The sequence below is a fragment of the Streptosporangium sp. NPDC051023 genome (assembly GCF_040689595.1).
GTDB lineage: Bacteria > Actinomycetota > Actinomycetes > Streptosporangiales > Streptosporangiaceae > Streptosporangium.
Map to the genome: position 1 here is coordinate 101,578 of NZ_JBFBCE010000022.1, position 26,221 is coordinate 127,798.

General features: G+C 70.3%; 18 protein-coding genes. 13 read left to right on the plus strand and 5 right to left on the minus strand.

Features of this window, described 5'->3' with window-relative positions:
* The first annotated feature begins 5 nt into the window (after positions 1-5).
* From AB0395_RS17080 to AB0395_RS17125, 10 genes are all read left to right on the plus strand, one after another.
* A complete protein-coding gene (locus tag AB0395_RS17080; RefSeq protein ID WP_366281536.1) occupies positions 6-503 on the plus strand; it encodes a (2Fe-2S)-binding protein in 498 nt (165 codons plus the stop codon).
* Positions 500-2,971 carry a xanthine dehydrogenase family protein molybdopterin-binding subunit gene (locus AB0395_RS17085; protein WP_366281538.1) on the plus strand — a complete coding sequence of 824 codons (2,472 nt, stop codon included), beginning with the start codon at positions 500-502 and terminating at the stop codon, positions 2,969-2,971. Before AB0395_RS17080 ends, AB0395_RS17085 begins: the two co-directional genes overlap by 4 nt.
* Positions 2,968-3,852, plus strand: coding sequence for a xanthine dehydrogenase family protein subunit M (locus AB0395_RS17090; protein WP_366281539.1), 885 nt, complete (start codon positions 2,968-2,970; stop codon positions 3,850-3,852). The genes AB0395_RS17085 and AB0395_RS17090 overlap by 4 nt, the downstream gene beginning before the upstream one ends.
* Positions 3,853-4,027: 175 nt before the next feature.
* Positions 4,028-4,960 (plus strand): SRPBCC domain-containing protein, encoded by a 933-nt coding sequence (locus tag AB0395_RS17095; protein WP_366281541.1) that lies wholly within the window; start codon positions 4,028-4,030, stop codon positions 4,958-4,960.
* A gap of 238 nt (positions 4,961-5,198) precedes the next feature.
* Positions 5,199-8,033, plus strand: coding sequence for an AAA family ATPase (locus AB0395_RS17100; protein ID WP_366281543.1), 2,835 nt, complete (start codon positions 5,199-5,201; stop codon positions 8,031-8,033).
* A 643-nt stretch (positions 8,034-8,676) separates the two neighbouring features.
* On the plus strand, positions 8,677-9,093 hold the full coding sequence (locus AB0395_RS17105) for a hypothetical protein (protein ID WP_366281545.1): 417 nt from the start codon (positions 8,677-8,679) through the stop codon (positions 9,091-9,093).
* A gap of 7 nt (positions 9,094-9,100) precedes the next feature.
* Positions 9,101-9,439 carry a CU044_2847 family protein gene (locus AB0395_RS17110; protein ID WP_366281547.1) on the plus strand — a complete coding sequence of 113 codons (339 nt, stop codon included), beginning with the start codon at positions 9,101-9,103 and terminating at the stop codon, positions 9,437-9,439.
* Between the two features lie 10 nt (positions 9,440-9,449).
* Positions 9,450-13,568 (plus strand): trypsin-like peptidase domain-containing protein, encoded by a 4,119-nt coding sequence (locus tag AB0395_RS17115; protein WP_366281549.1) that lies wholly within the window; start codon positions 9,450-9,452, stop codon positions 13,566-13,568.
* Between the two features lie 188 nt (positions 13,569-13,756).
* Positions 13,757-16,534 carry a CDP-glycerol glycerophosphotransferase family protein gene (locus tag AB0395_RS17120; RefSeq protein WP_366281551.1) on the plus strand — a complete coding sequence of 926 codons (2,778 nt, stop codon included), beginning with the start codon at positions 13,757-13,759 and terminating at the stop codon, positions 16,532-16,534.
* Entirely contained in the window at positions 16,522-17,631 is a 1,110-nt protein-coding gene (locus AB0395_RS17125) for a glycosyltransferase (RefSeq protein ID WP_366281554.1), read from the plus strand. Before AB0395_RS17120 ends, AB0395_RS17125 begins: the two co-directional genes overlap by 13 nt.
* 37 nt (positions 17,632-17,668) lie before the next feature.
* Here AB0395_RS17125 and AB0395_RS17130 read toward each other — a convergent pair whose 3' ends face one another.
* From AB0395_RS17130 to AB0395_RS17140, 3 genes are read right to left on the minus strand one after another with little or no spacing between them, the layout of a single operon-like run.
* Positions 17,669-18,712 carry a sulfotransferase gene (locus AB0395_RS17130; RefSeq protein ID WP_366281556.1) on the minus strand — a complete coding sequence of 348 codons (1,044 nt, stop codon included), beginning with the start codon at positions 18,710-18,712 and terminating at the stop codon, positions 17,669-17,671.
* Positions 18,713-18,714: 2 nt separating this feature from the next.
* Complete coding sequence (locus AB0395_RS17135; protein WP_366281557.1) at positions 18,715-19,725, minus strand: sulfotransferase; 1,011 nt, start codon at positions 19,723-19,725, stop codon at positions 18,715-18,717.
* A gap of 25 nt (positions 19,726-19,750) precedes the next feature.
* Complete coding sequence (locus tag AB0395_RS17140; RefSeq protein ID WP_366281559.1) at positions 19,751-20,545, minus strand: CDP-alcohol phosphatidyltransferase family protein; 795 nt, start codon at positions 20,543-20,545, stop codon at positions 19,751-19,753.
* Positions 20,546-20,929: 384 nt separating this feature from the next.
* Here AB0395_RS17140 and AB0395_RS17145 point away from each other — a divergent pair, with 384 nt between their 5' ends.
* Positions 20,930-21,730 carry a polysaccharide deacetylase family protein gene (locus tag AB0395_RS17145; protein WP_366281561.1) on the plus strand — a complete coding sequence of 267 codons (801 nt, stop codon included), beginning with the start codon at positions 20,930-20,932 and terminating at the stop codon, positions 21,728-21,730.
* Here the strand turns inward: AB0395_RS17145 and AB0395_RS17150 are convergent.
* On the minus strand, positions 21,637-22,896 hold the full coding sequence (locus AB0395_RS17150) for an acyltransferase (protein WP_366281562.1): 1,260 nt from the start codon (positions 22,894-22,896) through the stop codon (positions 21,637-21,639). The genes AB0395_RS17145 and AB0395_RS17150 overlap by 94 nt on opposite strands.
* Positions 22,897-23,113: 217 nt before the next feature.
* Here AB0395_RS17150 and AB0395_RS17155 point away from each other — a divergent pair, with 217 nt between their 5' ends.
* Entirely contained in the window at positions 23,114-23,479 is a 366-nt protein-coding gene (locus tag AB0395_RS17155) for a nuclear transport factor 2 family protein (RefSeq protein WP_366281563.1), read from the plus strand.
* An 85-nt stretch (positions 23,480-23,564) separates the two neighbouring features.
* Here AB0395_RS17155 and guaA read toward each other — a convergent pair whose 3' ends face one another.
* Complete coding sequence (gene guaA, locus AB0395_RS17160) at positions 23,565-25,115, minus strand: glutamine-hydrolyzing GMP synthase (protein WP_366281565.1); 1,551 nt, start codon at positions 25,113-25,115, stop codon at positions 23,565-23,567.
* 275 nt (positions 25,116-25,390) lie between these two features.
* Between guaA and AB0395_RS17165 the strand changes: the two genes are divergently transcribed.
* A partial coding sequence (locus AB0395_RS17165; RefSeq protein ID WP_366281566.1) for an SDR family oxidoreductase occupies positions 25,391-26,221 on the plus strand: 831 nt, incomplete at its 3' end.

Genomic DNA, 26,221 nt, shown 5'->3' on the forward strand with positions numbered 1-26,221 from the left:
GACGTATGCCGCGAATCACCGTCAGCGTCGACGGAGTCACCTACGAGGAAGAGGCCGAGCCGCGCCTCCTCCTCGTCCACCTGCTCAGAGACCGGCTCGGCAAGACCGGGACCCCGGTCGGCTGCGACACCGGCAACTGCGGTGCCTGCACCGTGACGCTCGACGGCAGGAGCGCGAAGAGCTGCTCCGTGCTCGCCGTACAGGCGGACGGGAGCGAGATCGTCACGATCGAGGGCCTGGCGCGGGGGCAGGAGTGGCATCCCATGCAGGAGGCCTTCCACGCCGAGCACGCGCTGCAGTGCGGATACTGCACCCCAGGCATGATCATGGCCGCGATCGACCTGGTCAGGGACGATCCCGACCCGTCCGAGGAGGCGGTGCGCCAGGGGCTCGAAGGCAACCTGTGCCGGTGCACGGGATACTCCAACATCGTCAGGGCGGTACGGCGCGGCGCCCGGGAGATGGCCCGGCGGGAGTCGCACCAGGAGGCGACGACGTCATGACCGAGCAACTCGACGCGGGCCTGGTCGCCGAGCGGATCGCGGAGGACGACCGGCTCGGCCGCCCCTCCGACAGGCGCGAGGTCGGCAGGGCCCGCAGGCGCAAGGAGGACGCCCGGCTGCTCACGGGCAGGACCACCTGGACCGACAACATCCAGCTCCCGGGCATGCTGTACGTGGCGTTCCTGCGCAGCCCGATGGCGCACGCGAGGATCACCCGGGTCGACGTCTCCGCGGCGCGGGCCAGGCCCGGCGTCGTCGCCGCCTACGGCGGCCAGGACCTCGCGGGCGAGCAGGGCAGCCTGCCGTGCGCGTGGCCGGTCACCGAGGACATCGTCATCCCCGACCATCCGCCGATGGCGGTGAGCGAGGTCCGCTACGTCGGCGAGGCGGTGGCCTGCGTCGTCGCGACCGACCGCTACAAAGCCGTGGACGCCCTTGAGGCGATCGAGGTCGACTACGAGCCACTCGAGGCGGTCGTCGACATGACCGAGGCGCTCGCCGAGGGCGCCCCCAAGGTCCACGAGTCCGGCAACCGGGCCTTCACCTGGAAGTTCGCCCAGGGCGACATCGACGCCGCCTTCCGCGACGCCCCCGTGGTGATCGACCGCACCTACGTGCAGCAACGGCTCATCCCGACCGCGATGGAACCCAGGGCGGTCGTCGCCGCGACCGACGGCGAGACCTTCACCCTGCACTCCTCGACCCAGATCCCGCACGTGCTGCGCGTGATGCTGGCCATGACCACCGGCATCCCCGAGCACAGGCTGCGGGTGATCGCCCCCGACGTCGGCGGCGGTTTCGGCTCCAAGCTCCAGGTCACCGCCGAGGAGGTGCTCGCGCTGCTGCTGGCGCGCAGGCTCGGCAGGCCGGTGAAGTGGACCGAGTCGCGCTCCGAGGGCAACCTGACCGTGCACCACGGCCGCGACCAGCTCCAGCGGATCAGGATCGCGGCCGAGCGGGACGGGCGCATCAGGGGCGTCAAGGTCGAGCTGCTCGCCGACATGGGCGCCTACCTGATGCTGGTCACGCCGGGCATACCACTGCTGGGCGCGTTCATGTACAACGGCATCTACAAGATGGACGCCTACGACTTCACCTGCACCGGCGTCTTCACCACCAAGATGCCCACCGACGCCTACCGGGGCGCGGGACGCCCCGAGGCCACGTTCGCCATCGAGCGGGCCGTCGACGAGCTGGCGCACGAGCTGGGCCTGGACCCCGTCGAGGTACGGCGCCGCAACTGGATCGCCCACGAGGAGTTCCCCTACACCACGGTCTGCGGCCTGACCTACGACTCGGGCAACTACGAGGCCGCGACGGACAGGGCGCTCGCGCTGCTCGGCTACGACGCGCTCAGGGCGGAGCAGGCGGAGCGGCGGGCCAGGCGCGACCCGGTCCAGCTCGGCATCGGCGTCTCGACCTACACCGAGATGTGCGGCCTCGCGCCCTCGCGCGTGCTGGGCTCGCTCAGCTACGGCGCGGGCGGCTGGGAGCACGCCACGGTCAGGATGCTGCCGACGGGCAGGGTTGAGGTGATCACCGGGACGAGCCCGCACGGCCAGGGGCACGAGACGGCCTGGAGTCAGATCGCGGCCGACGCGCTCGGAGTGCCGTTCGAGGACGTCTCGGTGCTGCACGGCGACACGGCCGTCTCGCACAAGGGCATGGACACCTACGGCTCCCGCTCGCTGGTCGTGGGCGGCGTCGCCGTACTGTCCGCCTGCGAGAAGGTGAAGGACAGGGCCAGGGAGCTGGCGGCCCACATGCTGGAGGCCTCGGCCGACGACCTCGAGTTCCGCGACGGGTCGTTCACGGTGCGCGGGACCGCGGAGGGGCGGACCATCCAGCAGCTCGCGCTGGCCGCCTTCGCCGCGCACGACCTCCCGGACGGCTTCGAGCCCAGCCTGGACGCCGAGACGACCTTCGACCCGGACAACTTCTCCTTCCCGCACGGCACCCACCTGTGCGCGGTCGAGGTGGACACCGAGACCGGCGAGTCCAGGATCAGGTCGTACGTCGCCGTCGACGACGTGGGCTCCGTGGTGAACCCACTGATCGTCGAGGGTCAGGTGCACGGCGGCATCGCGCAGGGCATCGGACAGGCGCTGTTCGAGGAGGCGATCCACGACCCCGAGGGCAACCTGCTCACCACGACGATGGCCGACTACCTGATCCCGTCCGCCGCCGACCTGCCGGAGTTCGTCACCGACAGGACCGAGACCCCCGCGACCAGCAACCCGCTGGGCGTCAAAGGCGTCGGCGAGGCGGGCACGATCGCCTCGACCCCCGCCGTCGTCAACGCGATCGTGGACGCCCTGCGCCCGTACGGCGTGCACGACGTGCGGATGCCCTGCACCCCGGCACGCGTCTGGCAGACGATCACCGACGCCGGCCCGCCGGAGGCCTCCGGCCCCGACGAGACGACTGACTTCGGACCCGCGCAAACGCCCGAGGGAGGTGCCCGTTGATTCCCGCACCGTTCGACTACATCAGACCCACGTCCCTCGACGAGGCCTGCCGCGTGCTCGCCGAGGCGGAGGACGCGGGCGACGACGTCAAGGTGCTGGCGGGCGGCCAGTCACTGCTGCCGCTGCTGCGCCTGCGGCTCGCCTACCCGTCCGCGCTGGTCGACGTCGGACGGCTGCCCGAGCTGCGCGGCGTCGAGGACAGGGGCGACCATGTGTTCGTCGGCGCGCTCACCACGCACGACGAGGTGCTGCGTTCCAGCGTGGTCAGGGAGCTGATCCCGCTGGTCGCGCTGGCCACCGCGACCGTCGCCGATCCCGCGGTACGGCACCGCGGCACGTTCGGCGGGTCACTCGCCCACGCCGACCCCGCGGGGGACCTGCCCGCCGTCGCCCTGGCGCTGGACTGCGTGTTCGTCGTCAGGTCCGGCGACGGCGAGCGGGAGATCCCGGCCTCCGAGTTCTTCGTCGACTACCTGGAGCCCGCGCTCGAACCCGGCGAGGTGCTGGTCGGAGTGCGGGTGCCCAAGCTCGGCCCCGGCTGGGGCTTCCGCTACGAGAAGTTCCACCGCACCGCGCAGTCCTGGGCGACCGTGGGGGTCGCGGTGGCCGTACGGCTCGGCGAGGGGGTCGTCGAGGAGGTGCGGATCGCGCTGACCAACATGGGCTCGACACCGGTGCGGGCACGGGCGGCCGAGGCCGCGCTGCGCGGCGCCGACCTCACGCCGTCCGGTTCCAACGGCGCGCACGACCCGCTCAGACAGGCCTGTGACCTGGCGGACGAGGAGAGCTCACCCCCGACCGACCTGCACGGCGGCCCCGCCTACCGCCGCCACCTGGCCCGGGTGCTGACCCGCAGGGCGGTCAGGGCGGCGAGCGGCTGAGCGGCCTCCTCCGGTCCCGGGCCCGCCTCGGTCAGGGACCGGAGCGGCCCCGCGAGAAGGGCACGACTCCGGTGGGATCGGGAGTTCAGGTGCCCTCCGGCGGGGCAGGCAGACTGGTAGTGCCGACGCACGACGGTGACGCCGCGCGGACGGTTGATTGACAAGGAGCGGATCGATGGCGATGCGATTCGAGCATGAGTTCACGGTTCCGGTGCCGGTCGAGCAGGTGTGGCCGGTGTTGCTCGACGCCGAGCGGGTCGCCCCCTGCCTGCCGGGAGCCGCGCTTGAGACGGTCAGGGACGACGACCTGACCGGGCAGATGAAGGTGAAGGTCGGGCCGATCACGCTCACCTACCGGGGCAGAGCCACGTTCGAGGACGTGGACAAGGAAGCCCGCACCCTGACCATCAACGCCTCCGGCAAGGAGTCGCGCGGCTCGGGCACGGCCTCCGCCACGGTCGCCGCGCGGTTGCGGCCGGAAGGCCCCGGTGACTCCGCGACCCGGGTGACGGTCGAGACCTCCTTCACCGTGACAGGACGCCCGGCCCAGTTCGGCAGGGGGGTGATGGCCGAGGTCGGCGCCAGACTGATCGAGAGGTTCGCGGCGAACCTGTCCGAGTTGCTGAAGGGCCCCGGGGCGGAACCGGCCGCGCCGCCGGGCGATGTCTCCGTCTCTCCCCCGCAGGCTCCCTCGCCGGAGACGTGGGCCGGTGAGACGGCCGGGCCTTCGCCGTCCCCCGAGGAGCCCAAGGGGCCGGTGGATCGCGAGGGTCTCGCGTCTCCCGAGGGCGGGGAGCGCGTCACGGCCCCGAGCCTGGACGATCGTGGCAAGGCCTCCGAGCAGGAGCCCCCGCACCGCCACCTCACCGCCGTGCCCTCCACGCGCGAGACCGCCACCATCGAGGAGGCCCGTGGTCGCGACACCCATCCTGCGGGCACCTCCCGTACCTCCCGCACTCCCGACGAGGAGGCCCTCGACCTCCTGGAGGTCGCGGGTATCCCCATCCTCAAACGCGCCGCCCCGCTGGTGGGCGCCCTCGCCGGTCTCGTCCTGGCCGGATGGCTGATCCGCCGCGCCCTGCGCCGCCGGAGGACGACCCACCCCTAAGCATTTCCGACACAGCTCTACAAAAGGCGCGAACTCTATAAGTAGGTGTTATGGAGCCGCGATGGCCTGAAAAGTCCAGGTATCGCGCCGCCCTCCCCCCTCAACCCTAGGAGCTGCGGCTATTCCGCATATGTCACAACAAGTCAGTTAATTTCCAGAACTGCTAGTGAACGCGGATGCTATGGCGGATAACGTCCTTCTGTCGGGGAGGCAGAAGCCGTATCGTCAGGAGCAGCCCATGAGGAGCCCGGCATCACCCGAACTGATCGGCCGCGTCGGTGAGCTGCGGTCGCTGATCGACGCGATGATCGGGCCGCCCGCCGTGGTCCTGATCGAGGGTGAGGCCGGGGTCGGTAAAACCCGGCTCGTCCGCACCGCGCTCGCCCGCCTCCCTGCGGGCGACCGGTGCGTCCTGCTCGGCGGCTGCCACCGGATCCGTGAGCCCTTCCCCTACGGGCCGGTGTTCGAGGCGTTGCGGGATCTGGCGGGCAGGCTTCCCCCCGCCGAGGAGCTGAACCCGGTGATCGGGGCGCTTCGCGACTACCTGCCCGAACTGCCGCTGCCGCCCGCGCCGCCGCCGCTCGGCGACTCCAGGACGGAGCGGCACCGGGTGTTCCGCGCCGTCCACGCCCTGCTGGCCGCCGTGGGGCCCGCCGTACTGGTGGTCGAGGATCTGCACTGGGCCGACGACGGGACCAGGGACCTGCTGCACTTCCTCACGGGCCGGCCGCCGGAGGAGCTGACGCTGGTCGCGACCTACCGGCGCGACGGGCAGGGCCAGGCCTCGCTTCCGCTCGGCCACGCCTACCGGCACCCCGTGGGCATGACCAGCCTGGTGATGGCCCTGAGGCCGCTGGAGGTGTCCGACGTGCGCGACATGGCCGTCGCGCTGCTGAAGGGCGCCGACCCGCCGGACGCGTTCGTCACGAGTCTGCACGAACGCACGGCGGGCATTCCCTTCCTGATCGAGGAGGTCCTCAGGTCGCTGCCCGCGAAGGACGGCTCGGCGCCGGAGGGGCCGGACGCGCTTGACCACGTCGGCGTCCCGCTGCTGCTGCGCGAGGCGATGGCCGACCAGCTGGCCGGGCTCTCCGAGGCCGCGGTCAGGGCGGTCAGGACCGCCGCCGTGTTCGGGATACCGGTGGACGAGCGGCTGATCGCGGCGGCGGGCGGCGACCCCGTGGGCCTGGGCGAGGCCCTGTCGGCGGGCGTCCTGCACGAGCATCCCGCGGGCCGGTACGGCTTCCGCCACGCCCTGGCCCAGCAGGCCGTTTACGAGGCGATCCCCGGCCCGGAGCGGCGCGCCGCGCACGAACGCGCGATGACCTCGCTGGAGGAGGCCGACCCGCTCGCGCTGGTACAGCTCGCCTTCCACGCCAGGCAGGCGGGGATGCCGGACACCTGGCTGCGGTACGGCACGGCGGCCGCCGACCGCGCCGCGATGCTCGGCGACCTTCCCGTGGCGGTCGAGTTGATCGAGGGCATGCTCGCCGACCCCGGCCTGCCCCCGCGCGACCGGGGCCCGCTGGTGCTGCGGCTGAGCCGCCTGGCCACGACGGGGTTGTCGTACCAGCGGGTGGTGCGGCTGCTGCGCCGCCTGCTCAGCGACGACTTCCTGGCCCCGGACGTGCGCGGCGAGGCGCGTCTCAACCTCGGGTTGCTGCTGTGCAACCAGGCGAACAACAACGCGGCGGGCAGGCCGGAGATCGTCATGGCGGTCACCGAGCTGCGGGACCGGCCGATGCTGGCCGCCCGCGCCTGCGCCGCGCTCGCGATGCCGTGGTGGGGCACCGAGCCCCTGGCCGCCCACCGGGAGTGGATCGCCCGCGCCGAGGAGCTCGCGGCGACCGCCGACGACCCGGTTCCCGCGACCGCGGTGCTGGTCAACCGGGTCTCGTTCGAGATGGCGGTCGGCTCCCCCGGCGCGTTCGCCATGGTGGCCGCGCTGCCGGTCGTCGACCGGCGCGCGGACGTGCGCCGGGAGGTGGCCAGGGCCTACGCCAACATCACCGACGCCGCGGCGACCCTGGGGCATCTGGCGCAGGCCGAGCGGTTCGGGCAGGAGGGCGGACGGCTGGCCGCGGAGAGCAACTCACCGGTCTCCGTCTACCAGCTCAACGCGTCGGCGGTCCGCAGGGATTGGCTGACCGGGCGCTGGGAGGGATTGCGCGAGCGGGCGTCCGCCCTCGCGGAGCTGGCCACGGAGTCGCCCCTGATGGCGGTCGACGTCTGGCTGGTGCTGGGCATGCTCGCCCTGGTCAGGGGCGAGTGGGAGGAGGCGGCCGAGCACCTGCGCGCCACCGGCGTCGACGAGCCGGACAGCCACTTCCTGCCCGCCGTACTCGCCGCGGCTGCCGGGATGGTCGAGCTGCGCCTGGCCGAGGGACTGCCGCAGGAGGCGGTCCGCGAGGCTGGGCGCGCGGTCGCGCGGCTGCGTCACAAGGGCGTGTGGGTCTGGGGCGCTCCCCTGGTCCCCGCCGCCGTCACCGCGCTCACCAGGACCGGGAGAACGGACGAGGCGACCGCCCTGGTGGCCGAGTTCGCCGAGGGGATCTCGGGGCGGGACGCGCCCGCGGCGCGCGCCGGGCTCGACGCCGCCAGGGGAACGGTGGCCGCGGCGGCCGGGCGGCACGCCGTCGCGGCGGACCGCTTCGCCGAAGCCTGCGAGGCGTATGCCGCGCTGCCCCAGCCGTACGAGGCGGCCAGGGCCGAGGAGGGAGGGGCGCGTGCGCTGCTCGCCCTCGACGACGCCGCGGCCCCCGCGCTCCTCGCCGAGCTGGCCGAGCGGTACGACGACCTGGGCGCCGTCCACGACGCCGCCCGATGCAGGCGGACGCTGCGCGACACGGGGGCCACCGTCCCGCCGCCGCGCGTCCGGAACAGGAACGGGTCGGGCGCGCTGTCACGGCGTGAGCGGGAGGTGGCCAGGCTGGTCGCGCTCGGTAAGACCAACCGGGAGATCGCCGACGTGCTGTTCCTGTCTCCCCGCACGGTCGAGACGCACGTGGCCACCGTGCTGCGCAAGCTCGGCGTCCGTTCCCGAACCGAGGTGACGCCGTTCCTGACGATCTGAGGCTGACGAGCTGAGGCCAGAAAGCCCCAAAACCCCGCCCAAGGTTTACAAAACGGACAATGACCATCTCACCTCAAAGAAAGCCCCATAGTGTGATTAATGCGCCCGATTACAGTGCGGCGGATAGTCCCAGGCGGGCGGTTCACAAGAGACGGTTCCGGGTGGACTGAAAGGCGTGCCAGAGCGTGAGCCAAAGCGCGGCCGCAGGCAGAAACCATAACCCACCTCCCAGTTGATCATTTAGCGATGTCCGAATCATCGACAATTGCATTACTCGCAATTGACGCAACTCCGCACTACACTGGATAAACAGGACAAGTAGCCGATTCGATCAAGCGATCACCGCCACTTAATAATCAAGATTAGTTAGCATATTACCTATCAAAACGGCCAACACCTTCAACCCTATACATGATCTTGAAGTCCATGTCATACTGATTGCCCCATCCGCACAAGGGTGACCGTTTTGAGTTTCAAAAGACATACTCAACGCAGAGTACGACGCATACTGTGGGCAGTTCCCCTCCTTGCCGTCGCGGCCGCCTGCTCTGGCGCAAACACCGATGACGGCGAGACACAGCCAAGCATTCCCGCTGTTTCCAAGAACACTTATCCTGGAACCGAAAGCGGCGCCAGAGACCTCATGGAGAAAGTCGGCGCGGAAGGTGGCGCCAACTTGATCGAGTCAATGCGGCCCACCAGCGCCGACTACCGAGCCGTTTTCCGGCCGGAGTTCGCCGTCCGGGCCGAGCGGTTTTATCACACCCGGTTCTGGGGGGGCTCCCCCATACCTTCCGCCCCCTGGGCGGAACCCGGGCAGACCGTACTGCGGACCTGGAAGGCAACCACCGAGGAAATACGATCCTGGACACCCCAGGTGCGGGCAAACTTCCCCAGCGGCTACGAGAGAGTCAAAGACGAATTCAATCCGGGGCTGACGATCTACACCTGGAATTACACAAAGCCCGGCGCGGAGTACGGCATGGCCTTCAACGGCCTTGTCTTCGTTAACGGGCACTGGACTCTGTTCCCCAAGCCATGGTACGTACTGGAACAGTAAGGATTCGATGACGGTGTTGGTGAGGATACCGCTCGACGGCGGCGGCGTGATTCTGGTGGAAAGCACGGAGGTCGACGACGGCCCGGTCAAGGCGCGCCGGATCCGCGATGCCGTTCACGAGGTGCCACGGACGTTGGGAGAGATCCTCCAGCCGGTTGCCGAAAGCGCCAGGATCCTCCTCCATCACCTCGGCCGGGCCAAGCCGGCCGAACTCGAGGTGGAATTCGGAATCGATCTGACCGCGGAAGCCGGTGCGGTGATCACCAAGAGCAGCGTCGGCACCAACGTAAAGGTGAGGATGGTGTGGAAGCAGTCCGAGGGCGACTCGGGCACTCCACAGCTCTGAGAGCCGCACCATGGTCGCAGAAATCCCCTCAACGGCCCAGAAGACGACGAGGTGGGCCGCGTCGGTGGCACAGGTGCTGGGCCGAGACGGCACCGTCGCCGGTGCGGGATTCCTGGTGGCCGACGATGTGCTGGTCACCTGCGCCCATGTCGTGGATGCCGCGACCGGTGGCGCGAAGGTGCCCCTGCTGCTGCGGTTTCCGCAGGCGGAGGGGGCGCCCGAGGCAGGCGGAGAGGTCGTCCACGAGGGACCGGCCGACTCGAACGCCGACGACGTCGCGATCGTCCGTCTGGACGGCCCGCCCCCGGGGACTTTCCCGTTGCCACTGGCGGACGCGAACGGCTGCCGGGGACATCGAGTCCGATCCTTCGGATTCCCGAGACAGGCCGTTCCGGGCGGCCACCACGGTTACGGTCGCACCGGCGACATCCTGTCGGCGGACTCGGGCTCCGGCGTCCTGCTGCAGCTGACCGACGCCAACGACCTGACCGAGGGGTTCAGCGGTGGACCGGTGTGGAACGACACCATCGAGGCGGTGATCGGCATGATCACCGCCATCACCCCGCCCGATCGGCACCAGCGGGGTACAGGGGTCGCATACGCCACGCCCACCGGCCGCCTGCGCGAGATCTGGCCTGAGCTGACCGTCGGGCTGGTGTGCCCTTACCGGGGACTGGAGCCGTTCGCCGCCGAGCATGCCAGCTGGTTCCACGGTCGTACCAGTGCGGTGGAGAGAATCCTCACCGGTATATCAGCCAGCCCAGATGCCCTGCTGCTCCTCGGTCCGTCCGGCGCCGGCAAGTCGTCGCTGATCCAGGCGGGCGTCATCCCCGCGCTCGCCGCCGCAAGACTGCCTGGGAGCGACCGCTGGCAGGTCGTTCTGGCCCGGCCGGGCCGGAATCTACTCGACGCGCTGAAGGCAGTCGACCCCCCGAACCTCCCCGACGTGCCACGTCGGCTGCTTGTCGTCGATCAGTTCGAGGATGTCCTCACCCCGCCGTCCGCAGGCGAGTCACCGGACCCGATCTCGCGCGGTACGCTCGAACGCCTAACCTCGATGATCGGAACTCCCGGCCTCAGCGTCCTGCTGGTGATGCGTGACGACTTCTACCCCCGCCTGGCTGCGGAGGCCCCCGAGCTGTTGGAGACCGTCACCTCCGGACTGGTGAACATCCCGGCCACGCTAAGTCGGCAGGACCTGCACGAGATCATCACCAGGCCCGCGCACACCGTCGGCGCCCGCTGCCAGGACGGTCTCCCCGAGCGGATCATCGCCGACGTCCTGGAGGCCGACCATCTCGTCGGCGCGCACCGGCAGGCACCGACGACGGTGTTACCGCTGTTGGAGGTGACGATGAGTCAACTCTGGGCGCGCCAGCGCGACGGTGTGCTGACGCACCACGCCTACCAGAGCATCGGCGAACTCAGCGGCAGCATCACCGCCTGGTGCGACGCCGCCAGAGCCGACCTTCCACAGACGGATGCCTGTCGCCGTGCCACCCGGCAGATCCTCACCGCACTGGTCCGGCCGGCTGACCCCGTTCGCAGCATCCCGGCCCTACGCCAGCAGGTCCCGCTGTCCGTGTTGCGCGACCTGGCCGGCGACGACGCGCGGACCGGCGACGTCACGGCCGACCGGATCGTCGACAAGGTGCTGGCAGCACTGATCAGACATCGTGTGGTCGTGACCCGTGGGATGCATCCCCACGGCGAGCCCGTCGCGGAGCTGGTTCACGACGCGCTGATCCGCGACTGGGGCGTTCTGCGTGACTGGGTCGACCAGGACCATCGCTTCCACGAGTGGCTACACCGCGCCGCAGAACAGCATCGTCGCTGGCGGGACCGGCACGACAACGCCGACCTGCTGCGCGGTAGCGACCTTACGGACGGCCTCACCTGGGCGGCCCACCGTCGGCTGCCTCGCGCCACGGTCGAATTCCTGGATGCCAGCCGCCGCGCCGCCGAACGGGCCGCGTGGATACGCCGTATCTTCACCATCGGCATGGTGCTGCTCACGCTCGCGGCCGCAGGAGGAGCGGGAGTCGCCGTCCAGAACGCGGCCGAGGCCAGGAGACAGCACGCTGCCGCCCGGTCGCGACAGCTTGCCGCCCAGAGCCGAGGCATCGCGGCGACGCAGCCGGTGACGGCTCGCCGCCTGGCCGTGACGGCGTGGCACACAGCTCCCACCGCTGAGGCGGGCCTCGCCATGACCGAGCTGCTGCGCCAGCAGCAATCGGTTCTAGTCGGCCACACGGGAGCGGTGAACGCGGTGGCGTTCAGCCCCGACGGCACCCGGATCGCCTCCACCGGTGACGACGGCACCGTAAGGCTCTGGTACGCGTCCACCGGCCGGCCGTTCCGTGTGTGGCCGTCCGGACATCGACGGCAGGTCACCGCTGTCGCCTTCAGCCCCGATGGAAAGACGCTGGCCACCGCGGGCTGGGAGGGCACCATACGGTTGTGGGACACGGAGACCGGGCGGCTGACGGGCACACCGCTCACCGGTCACGCCAACCTGGTCAGCAGTGTGGCGTTCAGTCCCGACGGCGGGCTTCTGGCGTCGGCGGCCTGGGACGGCACCGTACGACTGTGGAACCCGAAAACAGGCAGAGCGATGGGTGACCCGCTCATCGGTCACACCAGTCAGGTCAACGGCGTGGCGTTCAGCCCTGACGGCGGGCTTCTGGCGTCGGCGGGCCGGGACAGCACCGTACGACTGTGGAACCCGAAAACAGGCAAACCGCTGGGACATCCCCTCGCCTTCCGTTTCAGCTCGGCCCGGAGCGTGGCATTCGCACCCGACGGCGCCCGTCTCGCGGCGGCCGGCGGCGACGGGACGATACGCCTCTGGGCACCGAGGACCGGCCGCCCGATCGGGAAGCCACTGCAGGGACACAAGGACGCGGTGCTCTCGGTCGCGTTCAGCCCCGGCGGTACCCGCCTGGCCTCCACAGGACAGGACGGGACGGTGCGACTGTGGAACGCCGCCGGTCTCCCGGTGGGCTCGCCGATGACCGGCCACGGCGCGCTGGTGTGGTCCGCCTCGTTCAATCCTGACGGCCACGTCCTCGCCAGCGCGGGCGCTGACGGGACCGTGCGGCTATGGGACACGCAAACCGGACTCCCGGTGACAGCTCCCCTTCGCCGTCGCACGAGCCGGATACTTTCCGTGGCGATGACTCCTGTGTCCACGCTCATGGCGTTCTTCGGAGCGGATCACTCTGTGCGACTCAGGAGGGCGGGGACCGACATCTCTGTCGGAGTGCCGCTGCGAGGGCACACCGGCGATGTTTTCGAGGTGGCGGCCGACCCGAAGGTGAGCGTTGTCGCCACCGCCGGCGGGGACAGGACGGTACGGCTGTGGAACCCGCGGACCGGGAAGGAGACAACGAGGCCTCTGACCGATCTCGGCGACTATGTGGCCGCGATGGCGATCAGCCCCGACGGCACCCAGTTGGTCACTTCAGGCTCCGGCGAGGTCGTCCGCCTCTGGAACGTCTCGACCGGTGGGAAAACACGTGAGATCCAAACCGGCCAGGGTCTCTTCGTGCACGCTGTGGCCTTCAGCCCTGACGGCAGCCGCCTGGCGACCGCGGGCGAGGACGGGACTGTACGGTTCTGGGACCCCACCACGGGCAAGAGGACCGGGGAATTACAGACCGGGAACCAGGACGCTGTCACCGCCGTGGCGTTCGATCCGAGTGGCACCCGCCTCGCGGCGGGAAGCGCGGAAGAGGTCGTGTGGGTCGGAGACGTCACCACCCACAAGATGGTTGCCCAGCTCCGCGCGGACGGGGCCGGGGAAACGACTGCGCTGACCTTCAACCGGCACGGTGACGCGCTCGCCGCCGCCGACCGAGGCGGAATCATCAGGCTCTGGGATTCCGAGTCCGGCAGGAGGTTGGGCGAGTCGTTGACCGGGCACATCGACGCCGTCCGCGCCATGGCGGTCAGCGAGGACGACACCTTCCTCATTACCGCTGACGACAGCTTCAGCGAACGACTGTGGTATCTGCCGGTGCCCCGAGTGGCCTTCGTGGAGTTCTGCGCCCGGTTCGGCTCACCAACCGAGGAGGAGTGGCGCCGTTACGCCCCTGACGAGCCCCGGCCTTCACCCTGCCGGAGATGAGTGTGCATCCAAAGAGCCGGTTGTGACATCGCCCGAGGCCGTGAACCTGGTCGGCCGGTCGCCATGACCAACGATATCCCTCGCGGACGGCTCAACGAGGAGCCCGCCTCGCCAGAAAGCCGCAAAGAGCCCAACAAAGATCAATAAAACGGACAATACGCTCTCGAGTTGGGGGAACACCGCATAGTGTGATCAATGCGCCCGAATGCAGTGTGGTGGTCATCGCCTACAACGACGCCGCCCGCCTGCCCAGGGCGGTGCGGTCCGTGCTCGGCCAGTCGTTGCGGAACATCGAGGTGATCATCTCCGACGACGGCAGCACCGACGGCACGGAACGGGTCGCGCGCAGGCTCAGACGGGAGGACCGGCGGGTCCGCTACCTGCGCAGGGACGTCAACAGCGGCGGCTGCGGGGCACCGAGGAACGACGGGGTCGCCGCGGCCCGCGCGCCGTACGTCATGTTCCTCGACAGCGACGACGAGCTGCCCCGGCACGCCTGCAAGAGCATGCTCCAGGAGCTTGAGCGGACCGGCGCCGACTTCGTCACCGGGCAGATCTCCCGGCTTTATGAGTGGAACGGCCGGACCCAGCCCTACTACCCCGGCCTGTTCGCCCGCCGCAGGACCGTCGAGGGGATCGCGCGGGAGCCCGGGATGTTCCTCGACTCCTTCAGCACCAACAAGCTCTACCGGACCGAGATGCTCAGGCGGCTGCCGTTCCGCGAGGACCTCCACTACGAGGACCACGTGTTCACCACCGAGCTGTACTGCACGGCGCGGCGGTTCGCCGTCGTCCCGTGGGTCGTCTACCTCTGGCACAGGGCGGCCGAGGCGGACGGCTCACGGCTGTCGATCTCCCTGAGCATCCGGGAGATGGACAACGTCAGGCAGCGGATCAGGGCGGCCAGGCTGAGCGACGGCATCCTGCGTGAGAACGGCCTGGCGGGGCTGGTCGCGGAGCGGCAGCGCCGGTTCGTCCTCCAGGACCTGCGGGTCTACCTGAACCCGCTGCCCTCGCGTGACCTGGCGTGGGCCGAGGAGTTCGTCTCGCTGGCCCGGCCCTACCTGGCGGAGTTCGAGCAGGGGGTGTTCGAGGGGGTCGACCCGGTCGTGCGGGTCTGCTGCCGTTTCATCCTCGAAGGCCGGGCCGACGAGCTGGTGGTCGCCGCCCGGTCGCTGAGCGGGCCGAAGGCCGCACCGCGCTTCGCCGTACGGGAGGAAGGGCGGACCTACTGGGGCACGACCCCGGCGGAGGGGCTGGAGATCACCTCGCTCAGGATGGCCGAGCTGCCCTTCGGCGCAGCCAGGCTGCGCCACGAGGCGGCCCTGCGTGCCGAGGGCTCACGGATCACGCTGACGATCAGGACGTACGACCCGTTCGGGGTGCTGGCCGCCAATCCGGGCTGGAAGGCGTTCGCGCAGTTCGGCAGGCACCGGGTCGAGCTGGCGCCGCGCGCGCTCGACGGCGGCGGCCACCTGAGCGAGGCGACCGTCGACCTCGCCGCGCTGGGCCGGGGGCGCTTCGGCCACGACAGCCACTACGACCCGAGGATCTCGATCGTCAGGCCCGACGGCCGGGTCACCTCGGACCGGCTGCTCGTCGACCCTGCGGCCGAACCGATCCGGCTCACCGTCCCCTGCCACGAGATCACGGCCGGGGCCGAGGGACAGGCGGCGTTCCTGCGGGTGCGGTGGCGGCGCAGGGGTCCGCTGCGGCGGATGGCCCCCAGGCTGGGCAGGGCCCGCGCCGGGCTGCTGCGACGGCTGAGCACTCCCGGGCTGAAGCTCCGCCTCTACCGGGCATTGATCAGGATCGTCCCGCCCCGCAGGGATCTGGTGCTGTTCGAGGCGGACGTCGGCGCCGGGTACACCGGGAATCCCCGCTACGTCTACGAGGAGCTGAGAAGACGGCGGGCGCCGTTCGACATGGTCTGGTCGGTGGCCAGGAACCGGCGGAACTTCCCCGGCGACGCCAGGCTGGTGCGGCGGATGAGCTGGCGCTACCTGTGGACCATGGCCAGGGCGGGCCACTGGGTCGACAGCCACGGTCTGCCGCTGGCCTACCCCAAGCCCGCCGGGACCCGCTACCTGCAGACCTGGCACGGCCAGGGCGTCAAGACGGTCGGCTTCGACGCCCCCGACCTGCGCGCCGACTTCGCCGAGCCAAGAAGACGCTGGCGGGCCGCCGTCGCGCGCTGGGACGCGCTCGTCATGCCGAGCGCGGAGTTCGAGCGGATCTTCGTGTCGTCCAACGGGTACGACGGGCCGGTGCTGCGGTACGGCTCGCCCCGGTGCGACGTGCTCGTCAACGGCGACGACGAGGCCGTACGGCGCGCCAGGGACCTGCTGGAGCTCCCCCCTGACCGCAGGGTGCTGCTGTACGCGCCAACCTACCGGGACCGGGCCACGTTCTCCGGGCGGTCGGTCAGGGCCGACCTGGACATGATGGCCGGGGCGCTCGCCGACGACTGGGTGGTGATCCTGCGCACCCATCCGGTCGAGCGCTACACGGTGCCGGAGCACCTGCGCCACTTCGTCCGCCCCGCCGGATCGTATCCCGAGGTCAACGACCTGATGCTGGCCTCGGACGCGCTGCTGACCGACTATTCGTCGCTGATGTGCGACTACGCGGTGACCGGCAGGCCCATGCTCTTCCTGATCGACGACTGGGAGGAGTACCGGCGCGTCGAGCGGGGCGTCACCCACGACCTGCCCGCGATCGCCCCCGGCCCCTGCGTGACCCGCACCGAGGAGCTGATCCGCGCGCTGCGCGACCTCGACGGCGGGGCCGCGGCGTTCACCGCCAGGTACGCGAGCAAATACGCCGCCTTCCAGCGGACGTGGTGCGCGGACGAGCGGGGCCACGCCGCCGCGAAGGTGGTCGACGCCTTCTTCGGGCCCGCGCTGCCGGACGTCCCCGCCGAGCGGCGGCCGGCCAGGGTGCCCCTGCTCGGATGGCTGCGGTGAGCGGCGGCCCGAGGACCGTCCTGTTCGCCTGCCTCGACGCCGACACCCTCGGCGGGATCCAGCGGGTCACCCACACCGTGGCGCAGGGCCTGGCCGAGCGGGGGTACGACGTCCACGTGCTCGGCCTGCACCGGGCCGAGCACCCGTTCCGCTACGTGGAGCGGCCACGGTACCGGCACCACGTGATCCACCGCGCCCCGGCAGGGCGGGGGTCCTGGCTGGGCTCGCGCGGGGAACGTCTCAGACTCCGCGGGCTGCTGCGGACGCTGGGGCCCGGCTTCGCGGTGCTCTCCTCGCCGGGCGTGGTCTCCCGGCTCGGGAACCTGCTCCCGGGGCGGCTGCTGCCCATCGGGCAGTACCACGGGTCGTATGAGCACGCGCGGGGGTCGTGGCACCTCGGCTCGGTCAGCCGCGACTATGGCGGGCTGGAGAAGGCGGTGTTCCTCAGTGAGGAGGACGCGTGGCTGTTCTCCGAGCAGGCGCTGCTGCCCAACACCTGGGTGATCCCGAACCCGCTGCCCGCCTGGCCGTCGCGGACCTCGACGCTGGAGGGCCGCCGGGTGCTCGGGGTCGGCAGGCTGGAGGGCGTCAAGCGGTTCGACCGGCTGATCTCGGCGTTCGCCGCTGCCTGCCGGACCGTGGGCGAGGGCTGGGAGCTGCACCTGATCGGGGAGGGTGCGGAGCTGGACAGACTCAGGGCGCACGCGCGGGCGTGCGGGATCGCGGACCGGGTGGTGTTCCGGGGCGCGATGCCCGCGGCGGAGATGGGCCGCGAGTATCTGGACGGGTCGGTGCTCGGGCTGTCCAGCGAGCACGAGGGGCTGCCGCTGGTGCTGGGCGAGGCCGCCTCGCACGGGGTGCCCTCGGTGGCGTTCGACGTTTCCGGCGGGGTACGGTCGCTGATCCTCCACGGGAGGACCGGGCTGCTCGCGCCCGCGGCCGACGTGCCTGCCCTGGGGACCGCGCTGGCCGGGCTGATGGCCTCGAAGCGGGAGCGGCGGCGGCTTGGCGCCGCCGCTCGCGCCCACGTCGAGGCGTTCCGGCCGGAACGGGTCCTCGATCGCTGGGAGGCCCTGTTCGACCAGGTCATCCGCTGACCGCTCCCCGTCCGTCGGGTGCTTCCCGCAAGGCGGATCACCCGTTGACGGTGACCGGCTCGTTGCGCGGCAGGGGGACCCCGGCCAGCACGAGCTGCCCCGAGGTGAGCCGGGCACCCAGGGGGTTCGGCTCGCGGAGCCGTACCAGCCTGTCGAAGACGACCCTCTTCACCCGGTTCAGCTTGCGCTTGGCGGCGGTCCGCTCGTAGGCGACCATCCGCGAGGTCTCGGTCTTCGGCGCCCCGCTGAGCCCGTAGCCGTAGGCCTCAAGCCGGTCGCCGAGGATGCTCTCGCACAGCGAGACCTCCCAGGGGTCCAGCCGGTCGCGCCAGGTGCCCGTCCGCGAGGTGGTCACCTCGCCGTGGGTGCGCGCGTGCCAGGACTTGTGCTCGGGTACGGCGACGCCCGCGATCAGCCTCGGCTCGCACATGGCCGGGGCGAACTCCTCCCCGAGGAAGTCGCAGAGCCTGCGCAGCTGGGCCTCGGGGTCCGACGTCAGGTCCTCGTAGCGCAGCTCGTGGTAGCTGTTCTCGGGGAGCTTCGGCGCGCCGTGCCTGGCGAAGTCGATCGCCTCGGCCCAGGCGGAGACGGCGCTGTAGACGCTCCCGTTGTACCAGGGCATCTCCTTCAGCGACGCGACACAGTCCCGGCCGTCCCTGATCAGGTGCACGAACTGCGCGTCGGGGAAGAGCCGCAGCAGCACGTCGATGTTCTGGAAGTAGGAGGGCCGCTTGTCCCCCCAGCGCGGCTTGCCGTGGTGGGTTGCGTACATGCGCAGCACGATGCCCAGCGCGGAGCCGAGCGTCGGCGGCCCCTCGACGATCTGCCCGACCACCTCCTCGCCGTCGAGCCGTAGTTCGTGGAAGCGCGACTGGCGGCGGTTGACCACCCATTCGGCCAGCTCGCGCCTGCGTACCGGATCGTTCAGATCGCCGAAGTGCAGCCGCCGTTGGTAGGCGGCGACCATGAACCGGGTCTCCGGGGGAATCGCGATGCGGGGGTGGGAGTGCAGCATGAGCTGCAGCAGCGTCGTCCCCGACCGGGGACAGCCCACGATGAAGATCGGTCGATCCGACTGCATTCTCAGACCTTCGCCAGCTCGCCCAGCTGCCGGGTGGTGAGCTTCGCAGCCACCGGGCTCGGCTCGCGGAACCGGTTGATGCGGTCGCGGAACTCCTTGCGCCTGCGGGCCCAGCGCCGCTTCGAGGCGACGCTCGCGCACGCGTCGATGTGAGCCTTACTCGCCTTGGGTGCGCCGCTCAGCTCGTAGCCGTTCGCCGTCAGCCGCTCGGCCAGCACAGTCTCGCAGACGGAGACCTCCCACGGCTCCAGCCTGGCCTTCCAGGAGCCGGACCTGGCCGTGGTCACGTCGCCGTGGGTGTTGCTGTGCCAGACCTTGTGCTGCGGGATCGCCATCCGGGCCACATGGTACGGCTCGCTCATCGCCGGGTCGTAGTCCTCACCGAGGAAGTCGCAGAGCTTGCTCAGCTCGGTCTCCGGGTAGGCCGTCAGGTCCTCGTAGCGCAGCTCGTAGTAGCTGTCAGCGGGAAGATTCCTGGCGTGCCTGCGGCCGTAGTCGATCGCCTCGGCCCAGTTGGTCACCGCGTGGAAGACGTCCTTGGTGTACCAGGGCATCTCCTTCAGCGACGCGACGCAGTCCCGGCCGTCCCTGATCAGGTGCACGAACTGCGCGTCGGGGAAGAGCCGCAGCAGCAGGTCAACGTGGTGGAAGTAGCTCGGCCGCTTGTCGCCCCAGCGGGACTTGCTGTACTGCTCGGCGTAGGAGCGGAAGGCGATCCCCATCGCGGAGCCGAGCGTCGGCGGCCCGGCGACGATGTCCTCGATCAGCTTCTCCCCGTCGAGCCTGAGCTCCTTGAACTTGGTGTCCTTGTCGCTGACGATCCACCGGGCCAGCCTGCGCCGGTTCGCCTGCTCGCGCAGGTCGCCGAAGACGAACCTGCGGTAGTAGCCGGGCACCACGAACCGTGTCTCGGGCGGCACCGCGATGCGTGGGTGGGAGTGCAGCATGAGCTGCAACATGGTGGTACCGGAACGCGGACAGCCGATCACGAAGATCGGTCGGTCGGACTGCATGTCAACGAACCCCCGTAAAAGATGATCAAACAGGTACGCGCTGCGTGTTCTCCGGGCGCGGCACCGGAGGCGCGGACCGGGTGAACCGCCACATGCGGTAGATCAGCACGATCTCGTTCAGCAGGAGCAGCAGTCCCGCCACGGTCGCGATGGGCACGAGGACGGCCCTGCCGATCAGCGGGCCGACCACGAACACCGCGGCGTGGAACTCGATCCCGCTGATCAGGTGACTCCGCACCCGATGCTTGATGAGGAAGCGGCCGAACCTGCGCCGCACGGTCGGCGGCTTCGGCGGCCGATACGCCCCGGTGCGGTCCTTGATCGGGCGCGGAGGCCGGCTCTCCCTGACCGTCTCACGGACGCGCTTCATCTGCGGCGCGTTCACGTAGCGGAACAGGTCGAGCACCGCGACCCCGGCACCGAGCAGGACGAACGAGATGTCCCCTGTCGCCGCGTACTGACCGAACGCCAGGCCGGAGGCGCAGCAGACCACCCTGATGCGATCTCCCACGTAGTCGAGCCAGAGGCCGAACGCGGTTCCCGTCTCCTTGAGACGGGCGATCTTCCCGTCCATGCAGTCGACCATGAAGCTCACGTAGAACAGCGCGGCCCCCGCCACGAGCTGCCCGAACGCGAAGCAGGCCGCCGACCCCAGTCCGAGGAGCAGCGACAGACGGGTGAGCCCGTTCGGCGTGACGTCTGTGTGGTTGGCGACGAGAAGCGTGAGCCTGCACGCCACCGGGTCGACCAGGAAGACTGTCCACCAGGAGTCTTTTCGTTTCCGGGTCGCGTGAACGTCGTTCAACGAATAGGCCCTCATGCCTTCCAGCATGGCCACCCACAGTGATCGGAAGCTGACACTCTGGAGGCATGAGGGGATCTCCATACCGGTTCTTGACCAGCAGTGGCATACGGTGGCACAGGCCCCGCTTCGCCGCCTCGGCCGCCGGCGGAGCCGTTGGCGGGCGAGCCGCAGCCGAGACCACGAGGACCGCGGACGGCCGATCCCGCGAGGTCAGCCCGGCAAGGAACGGCCGACGGGCAGCGCGTCGCCGCTTGTCATCCCGGGGGTCTGCGCCGGGCCGTACGGGGCCGGGAGCGCCCGCTTTTCACAGGACATCGTGACACTCACGCCCCAGGAGCGATGTACGGCCCCGATAAGATGCCAATTCTCCTGAAGTCACTCGACCCGGAAGCCCCCCTCATGAAGTCTCCCGCCCGACTGCTCCTGGCCACCTCGTGCGTGGTGGCCCTGTTGTCCGCGCCCACCCCAGCATGGAGCGCCAACAAGCCGAAAGCGGACAAGACCAACTCGGTGGACTGCGCGAAGGTCAAGTGCATCGCGCTGACGTTCGACGACGGCCCCGGCAAATACGCCAACCAGTTGCTCGACACGCTTAAGAAGACCAAGTCCAAGGCCACCTTCTTCCTCGAGGGCCAGTACGTGAAGTCCCGTCCCGCCTTCGCCAAGCGGATGGCAGAGGAGGGCCACGAGCTCGGCAACCACAGCTACACCCACCCTCACCTGCGTGACGCGGACGAGGACAAGATCCGCGAAGAGCTCACCCGGACCCAGGACATCGTCAAGCAGGCGACCGGCAAGACGCCCACCCTTCTGCGCCCGCCGTACGGCGAGCTGGACGAAAGGGTCCAGGCGATCGCGAAGGAGATGCAGCTGCCGATCGTGCTGTGGAACGGCGGTTCCCGCGACTGGGCGACCAGGAACGAGAAGGCCATCTACGACGAGGTGCTCAAGAACGCCAAGCGTGACGGGGTCATCCTCATGCACGACTGGGTCGAGCAGACCGTCAAGGTGATGCCGAAGCTGATCGCCACGCTGCAGAAGCAGGGCTACCACCTCGTGTCGGTCTCCTCCCTGCGCGGCGCCGAGGACCTGCAGCCGGGCGACATCTACCCGGTGGGCACCGACGACGAAAACCTCTCCGCGGAGACGCCCAGCTCGCCGGAGGCCGCGGAGGCCGAGGCCACCGAAGACGGCGACTGAGTCAGCCTCCTGCCGAAGCGTTGCATGGGCAGCTCGACGTAGCGATAGGTCAGCCAGCTCAGGCAGACAACCACGACGAGGAAAGCCGCCGACACCGAAACCTGCACCACCTGCGGCAGGGCCCGCACATCCCCGACAAGGGCGTATGTGAGCCTCAGCAGCGGGTGGTGCAGCAGGTAAAGCGAGTAGCTGATCAGCCCGAGCCAGACGAGGAAGCGGGGAAGGCGGCGTCCGCGCAGGGCCATGGCCCCGGCGAACGTCGCCCCCGCGAGCGCGATCGTGGTGAACCACACCCCGGGCTGAACCCACCACCAGCCCGCCTGGATCGACCACACCGGGGCGAGCGCCACGAGCAGGGTCGCGACGGCCACCGGCGCGAGCCCGCCCGTGCCCTGCTCCCAGCGGCGGATCGCGGTCCCGGTGAACATCACCGCCAGGATCGCCGCCCCCAACCACGGAACGAACCCGGCGAAGAGCGTCAGCACGACGGCCATCACGCCGAGGACGCAGGCGGCGACGGTCCGGAACCGGCCGCTGATCACGCACACCAGGCCCACGCAGAACAATGCCCCCGACACGTACGCGGGCCAGGGGCCCCCGAGCAACGGAGCGGACAGCACCAGGCCCGCCCCGAGGCCGACGGCGCCGAAGCCGACGGCGAGGACCCCGCTCCTGCGGTGCAGGCCGCGCACGAACAACGCGGTCACCAGCAGGTAGAAGACCATCTCGTAGGAGAGCGTCCACATGGTGTCGGCCAGGCCGCCCATGTGCACGACGTCCAGCAGCATCGTGACGTGCCCGGCGACGGCCGACAGGTCACGAGGCACCTGCTGGCGGACCGGCAGCCAGAACGCCATGACCAGGACGAGGGCCACGACCAGCAGGTAGATCGGGTAAAGCCGGAAGATCCTGCTGATCCAGAAGGCGCGGACGTCCCCGCGCCCTTCCAGGGAGACCGGGATGATGTAGCCGCTGACCAGGAAGAACACCAGAACGCCGTACATCCCGAGGTTGAACCAGTACGGTCTGAGGGCAGGCATGAACCATGGCAGCAGGTGTTCCAGCAGCACCGCGACCGCGCCGAGCCCACGGAGCGCGTCCAGCCAGGCCAGCCGCGCACCGGCGACGGGTCGAGAGGGCGGGGAAACAGCGGGGGGGATAACCACCCGCCCCAACTTACCTGCCCATTACCTCCGAAACCGGATTAACCCCCACACGGCGCTCCAACCTCTACGACGCCCTCCGGGCGTGCGGCCTCCGGGATGACGGATAGGGGGCGGTGGAAGTACCGGTGAATGACTGATTCCTCGTTCCACGCACCTCCGTAGCGTTTGACCTGCGAGAACGAAAGCGGAAAACACCGCAGGCAACGAGGAGGACGTCATGAGCGACACCGTCAAGCTGGTCGAGCGTTACATCGCCGCCTGGAACATCACCGACGCCGCCGAGCGCCGCGCGGAGATCGACGCCGTCTGGACCGAGGACGCCCGCTACGTCGACCCCCTCGTCGACGTCACGGGACGCGACGCGATCGACGCGACCATCGCCGCCGTCCAGCAGCAGTTCCCCGGCCTGGTCTTCACTCCGGGTGACGACGTCGACGCCCACCACGACGTGGCCCGTTTCACCTGGAACCTGGGCCCGGAGGGCGGCGAGCCGATCGTGGTCGGCTTCGACGTCGCGGTGCTGACCGAAGACGGCCGCATCAGGACCGTCCACGGCTTCCTCGACCGGGTCCCCACCGTCTGACCCCGCGCCCGGTCGTCCGCCGGGTTCCCCTCAACGCGGCCCCCGGAGGAGGACTCCGGGGGCCGCGCCGTTTCGTGCGGGGGTCCTACTCCCACTCGATGGTGCCCGGGGGCTTGCTGGTCACGTCGAGGACCACTCGGTTGACCTCGCGGACCTCGTTGGTGATCCGGGTGGAGATGCGGGCGAGCACGTCGTAGGGGACGCGGGACCAGTCGGCGGTCATGGCGTCCTCGCTGGAGACGGGGCGCAGCACGATCGGGTGGCCGTAGGTGCGGCCGTCGCCCTGGACGCCGACCGAGCGGACGTCGGCGAGCAGCACGACCGGGCACTGCCAGATGTCGCGGTCGAGACCGGCCCTGGACAGCTCCTCGCGGGCGATGGCGTCGGCCTCGCGGAGGATCTCAAGGCGGTCGCGGGTGACCGAGCCAACGATGCGGATGCCCAGGCCGGGGCCGGGGAACGGCTGGCGCCAGACCATCGCGGCCGGCAGCCCGAGCTCCTCGCCCGCGCGGCGGACCTCGTCCTTGAACAGCGCGCGGAGCGGCTCGACCAGCGTGAACCGCAGATCGTCGGGGAGACCGCCGACGTTGTGGTGGGACTTGATGTTGGCGGTGCCGGTGCCGCCGCCCGACTCGACCACGTCGGGATAGAGCGTGCCCTGGACGAGGAAGTCGACCGGGCCGTCGGCGAGGATGGCGCGCTGCTCGTCCTCGAAGACCCGGATGAACTCGCGCCCGATGATCTTACGCTTCTCCTCGGGGTCCGTGACGCCTTCGAGGGCCTTGAGGAAGCGCTCCTGGGCGTCGACCACCCGGAGCTTGACCCCGGTGACGTCGACGAAGTCGCGCTCGACCTGCTCGGCCTCGCCCTTGCGCAGCAGCCCGTGGTCAACGAACACGCAGGTCAGCCGGTCACCGATGGCCCGCTGCACCATGGCTGCCGCGACCGCGGAGTCGACGCCGCCGGACAGGGCGCAGATGGCGCGGCCCTCGGGGCCGATCTGGGCGTGGACCGCCTCGACGGCGTCCTCGACGATGTTGAGCATCGTCCATGAGGGGCGGCACCCCGCCGCGTCGAGGAAGTGCTTCAGGACGGCCTGGCCGTGCTCCGAGTGGAGGACCTCGGGGTGGAACTGCACGCCGTACAGGCCCAGCTCGGGGTGCTCGAACGCGGCGACCGGCGTCTCTGCGGTCACGGCCGTGACGAGGAAGCCCTCGGGGGCGGCGGCGACGCTGTCGCCGTGGGACATCCAGACCGACTGCCTCGCGGGCAGCCCGGCGAAGAGCACGCCCTCCTGGGACACGTCGAGCTGGGTGCCGCCGTACTCCGCGATGCCGGTCCTGGCCACATGGCCGCCGAGCGCCTGGGCCATGATCTGGAAGCCGTAGCAGATGCCGAAGGTGGGCACCCCGGTCTCGAACAGGCCCGCGGGCGCGGCCGGGGCTCCTTCGGCGTAGACCGAGGAGGGACCGCCGGACAGGATGATGGCCTTGGGATTCTTGGCCATCATCTCCTCGACCGGCATCGTCGACGGGACGATCTCGGAGTAGACGTGGCATTCACGCACCCGTCGCGCGATCAGCTGCGCGTACTGCGCACCGAAGTCGACGACAAGGACCGTGTCGAACTCAGACACAAGACCCCCAAAGGAAACACAGCGGTCCTCTCAGTCTATCGGCGCCTGTCAGCACGGTTACTCACCGGCGGAAAGACACCACCCCGCACGACCGCCCATCGGCGGAAAGGCACCGGTCCGCGTAGTTACTCACCGCGGAAAGCGGGGACAGACCGCCTGGGGGCCCACCAGCCGCCGGAGGGCCCACTCGCGTCGCCGTTCCCTGACCGCGATGACCAGGCGGTCGCCGGTACGCCCACCCGTGTGGGCACGTCACACCATCACGGAGGTCGGTCATGCCGGGTACGGGAGTCATCGTCACCGGCGGCGCGTCCGGGATCGGACGGGCCTGTGCGCTGGCCCTCGCCGAAACCGGACGCCCCGTCGCCGTCTGGGACCGCGACGAGGCCGGAGCGAGGAAAACCGCGTCCTTCGCGGCGATGAACGGCTCGACCGCGGCCGCGATCCACGTCGACGTCACCCACGGCTCGGCCTTCGCCGCGGCGATCACCACGACCCGCGACGCCCTCGGCTCGATCGGCGGTCTGGTGCACGCAGCCGGAATCGGCGTCCCCACCACGGTCGCCGACCTCACGGAGGCGTCCTGGGACGCCGTGCTCAACGTCAACCTGCGCGCCCACGCCCTGCTGACCCGGGCCCTCCTCGACGACCTGCGGCAGCACGAAGGCTCGGCGATCGTGGGCGTCTCGTCGGTCGCGGGCCTGGTCGGGTTCGCCTTCCTGCCCGCCTACTGCTCCTCGAAGGCGGGGTTGCTGGGCCTGACCCGGTCCATGGCCCAGGAGTTGGCGCCGATCCGGGTGAACGCCGTCTGTCCCGGCTACATCGACACCCCCATGCTCACGGGTGTCACCGACGGCGACCCGGAGCTCATGGGCTCCCTGGAGCGGAAGTCTCCGTTCGGCCGTCTCGGCCGCCCCGAGGAGGTCGCGGCAGCCGTACGGTTCCTGATGAGCGACGAGGCGTCCTTCATCACCGGCGCCCACCTCGTGGGGGGGGGCGGGGGGGGCGCCCGCGGCCCCCCCGCACCCCGGAGACGGGGGATATTTGCGACCGGCGCGCCGGGCGGGGGGGGCGCCGGGGGGGCGGGGGGGGGGGGTTGTGTGGGG

Bases quoted from the DNA above. Each gene is read 5' to 3' on its own strand.
- AB0395_RS17080 (WP_366281536.1), top strand. From the start codon at position 6: ATGCCGCGAATCACCGTCAGCGTCGACGGAGTCACCTACGAGGAAGAG.
- AB0395_RS17085 (WP_366281538.1), top strand. From the start codon at position 500: ATGACCGAGCAACTCGACGCGGGCCTGGTCGCCGAGCGGATCGCGGAG.
- AB0395_RS17095 (WP_366281541.1), top strand. From the start codon at position 4,028: ATGGCGATGCGATTCGAGCATGAGTTCACGGTTCCGGTGCCGGTCGAG.
- AB0395_RS17100 (WP_366281543.1), top strand. From the start codon at position 5,199: ATGAGGAGCCCGGCATCACCCGAACTGATCGGCCGCGTCGGTGAGCTG.
- AB0395_RS17105 (WP_366281545.1), top strand. From the start codon at position 8,677: ATGGAGAAAGTCGGCGCGGAAGGTGGCGCCAACTTGATCGAGTCAATG.
- AB0395_RS17110 (WP_366281547.1), top strand. From the start codon at position 9,101: ATGACGGTGTTGGTGAGGATACCGCTCGACGGCGGCGGCGTGATTCTG.
- AB0395_RS17115 (WP_366281549.1), top strand. From the start codon at position 9,450: ATGGTCGCAGAAATCCCCTCAACGGCCCAGAAGACGACGAGGTGGGCC.
- AB0395_RS17125 (WP_366281554.1), top strand. From the start codon at position 16,522: ATGGCTGCGGTGAGCGGCGGCCCGAGGACCGTCCTGTTCGCCTGCCTC.
- AB0395_RS17130 (WP_366281556.1), bottom strand. From the start codon at position 18,712: ATGCAGTCGGATCGACCGATCTTCATCGTGGGCTGTCCCCGGTCGGGG.
- AB0395_RS17135 (WP_366281557.1), bottom strand. From the start codon at position 19,725: ATGCAGTCCGACCGACCGATCTTCGTGATCGGCTGTCCGCGTTCCGGT.
- AB0395_RS17140 (WP_366281559.1), bottom strand. From the start codon at position 20,545: ATGAGGGCCTATTCGTTGAACGACGTTCACGCGACCCGGAAACGAAAA.
- AB0395_RS17145 (WP_366281561.1), top strand. From the start codon at position 20,930: ATGAAGTCTCCCGCCCGACTGCTCCTGGCCACCTCGTGCGTGGTGGCC.
- AB0395_RS17155 (WP_366281563.1), top strand. From the start codon at position 23,114: ATGAGCGACACCGTCAAGCTGGTCGAGCGTTACATCGCCGCCTGGAAC.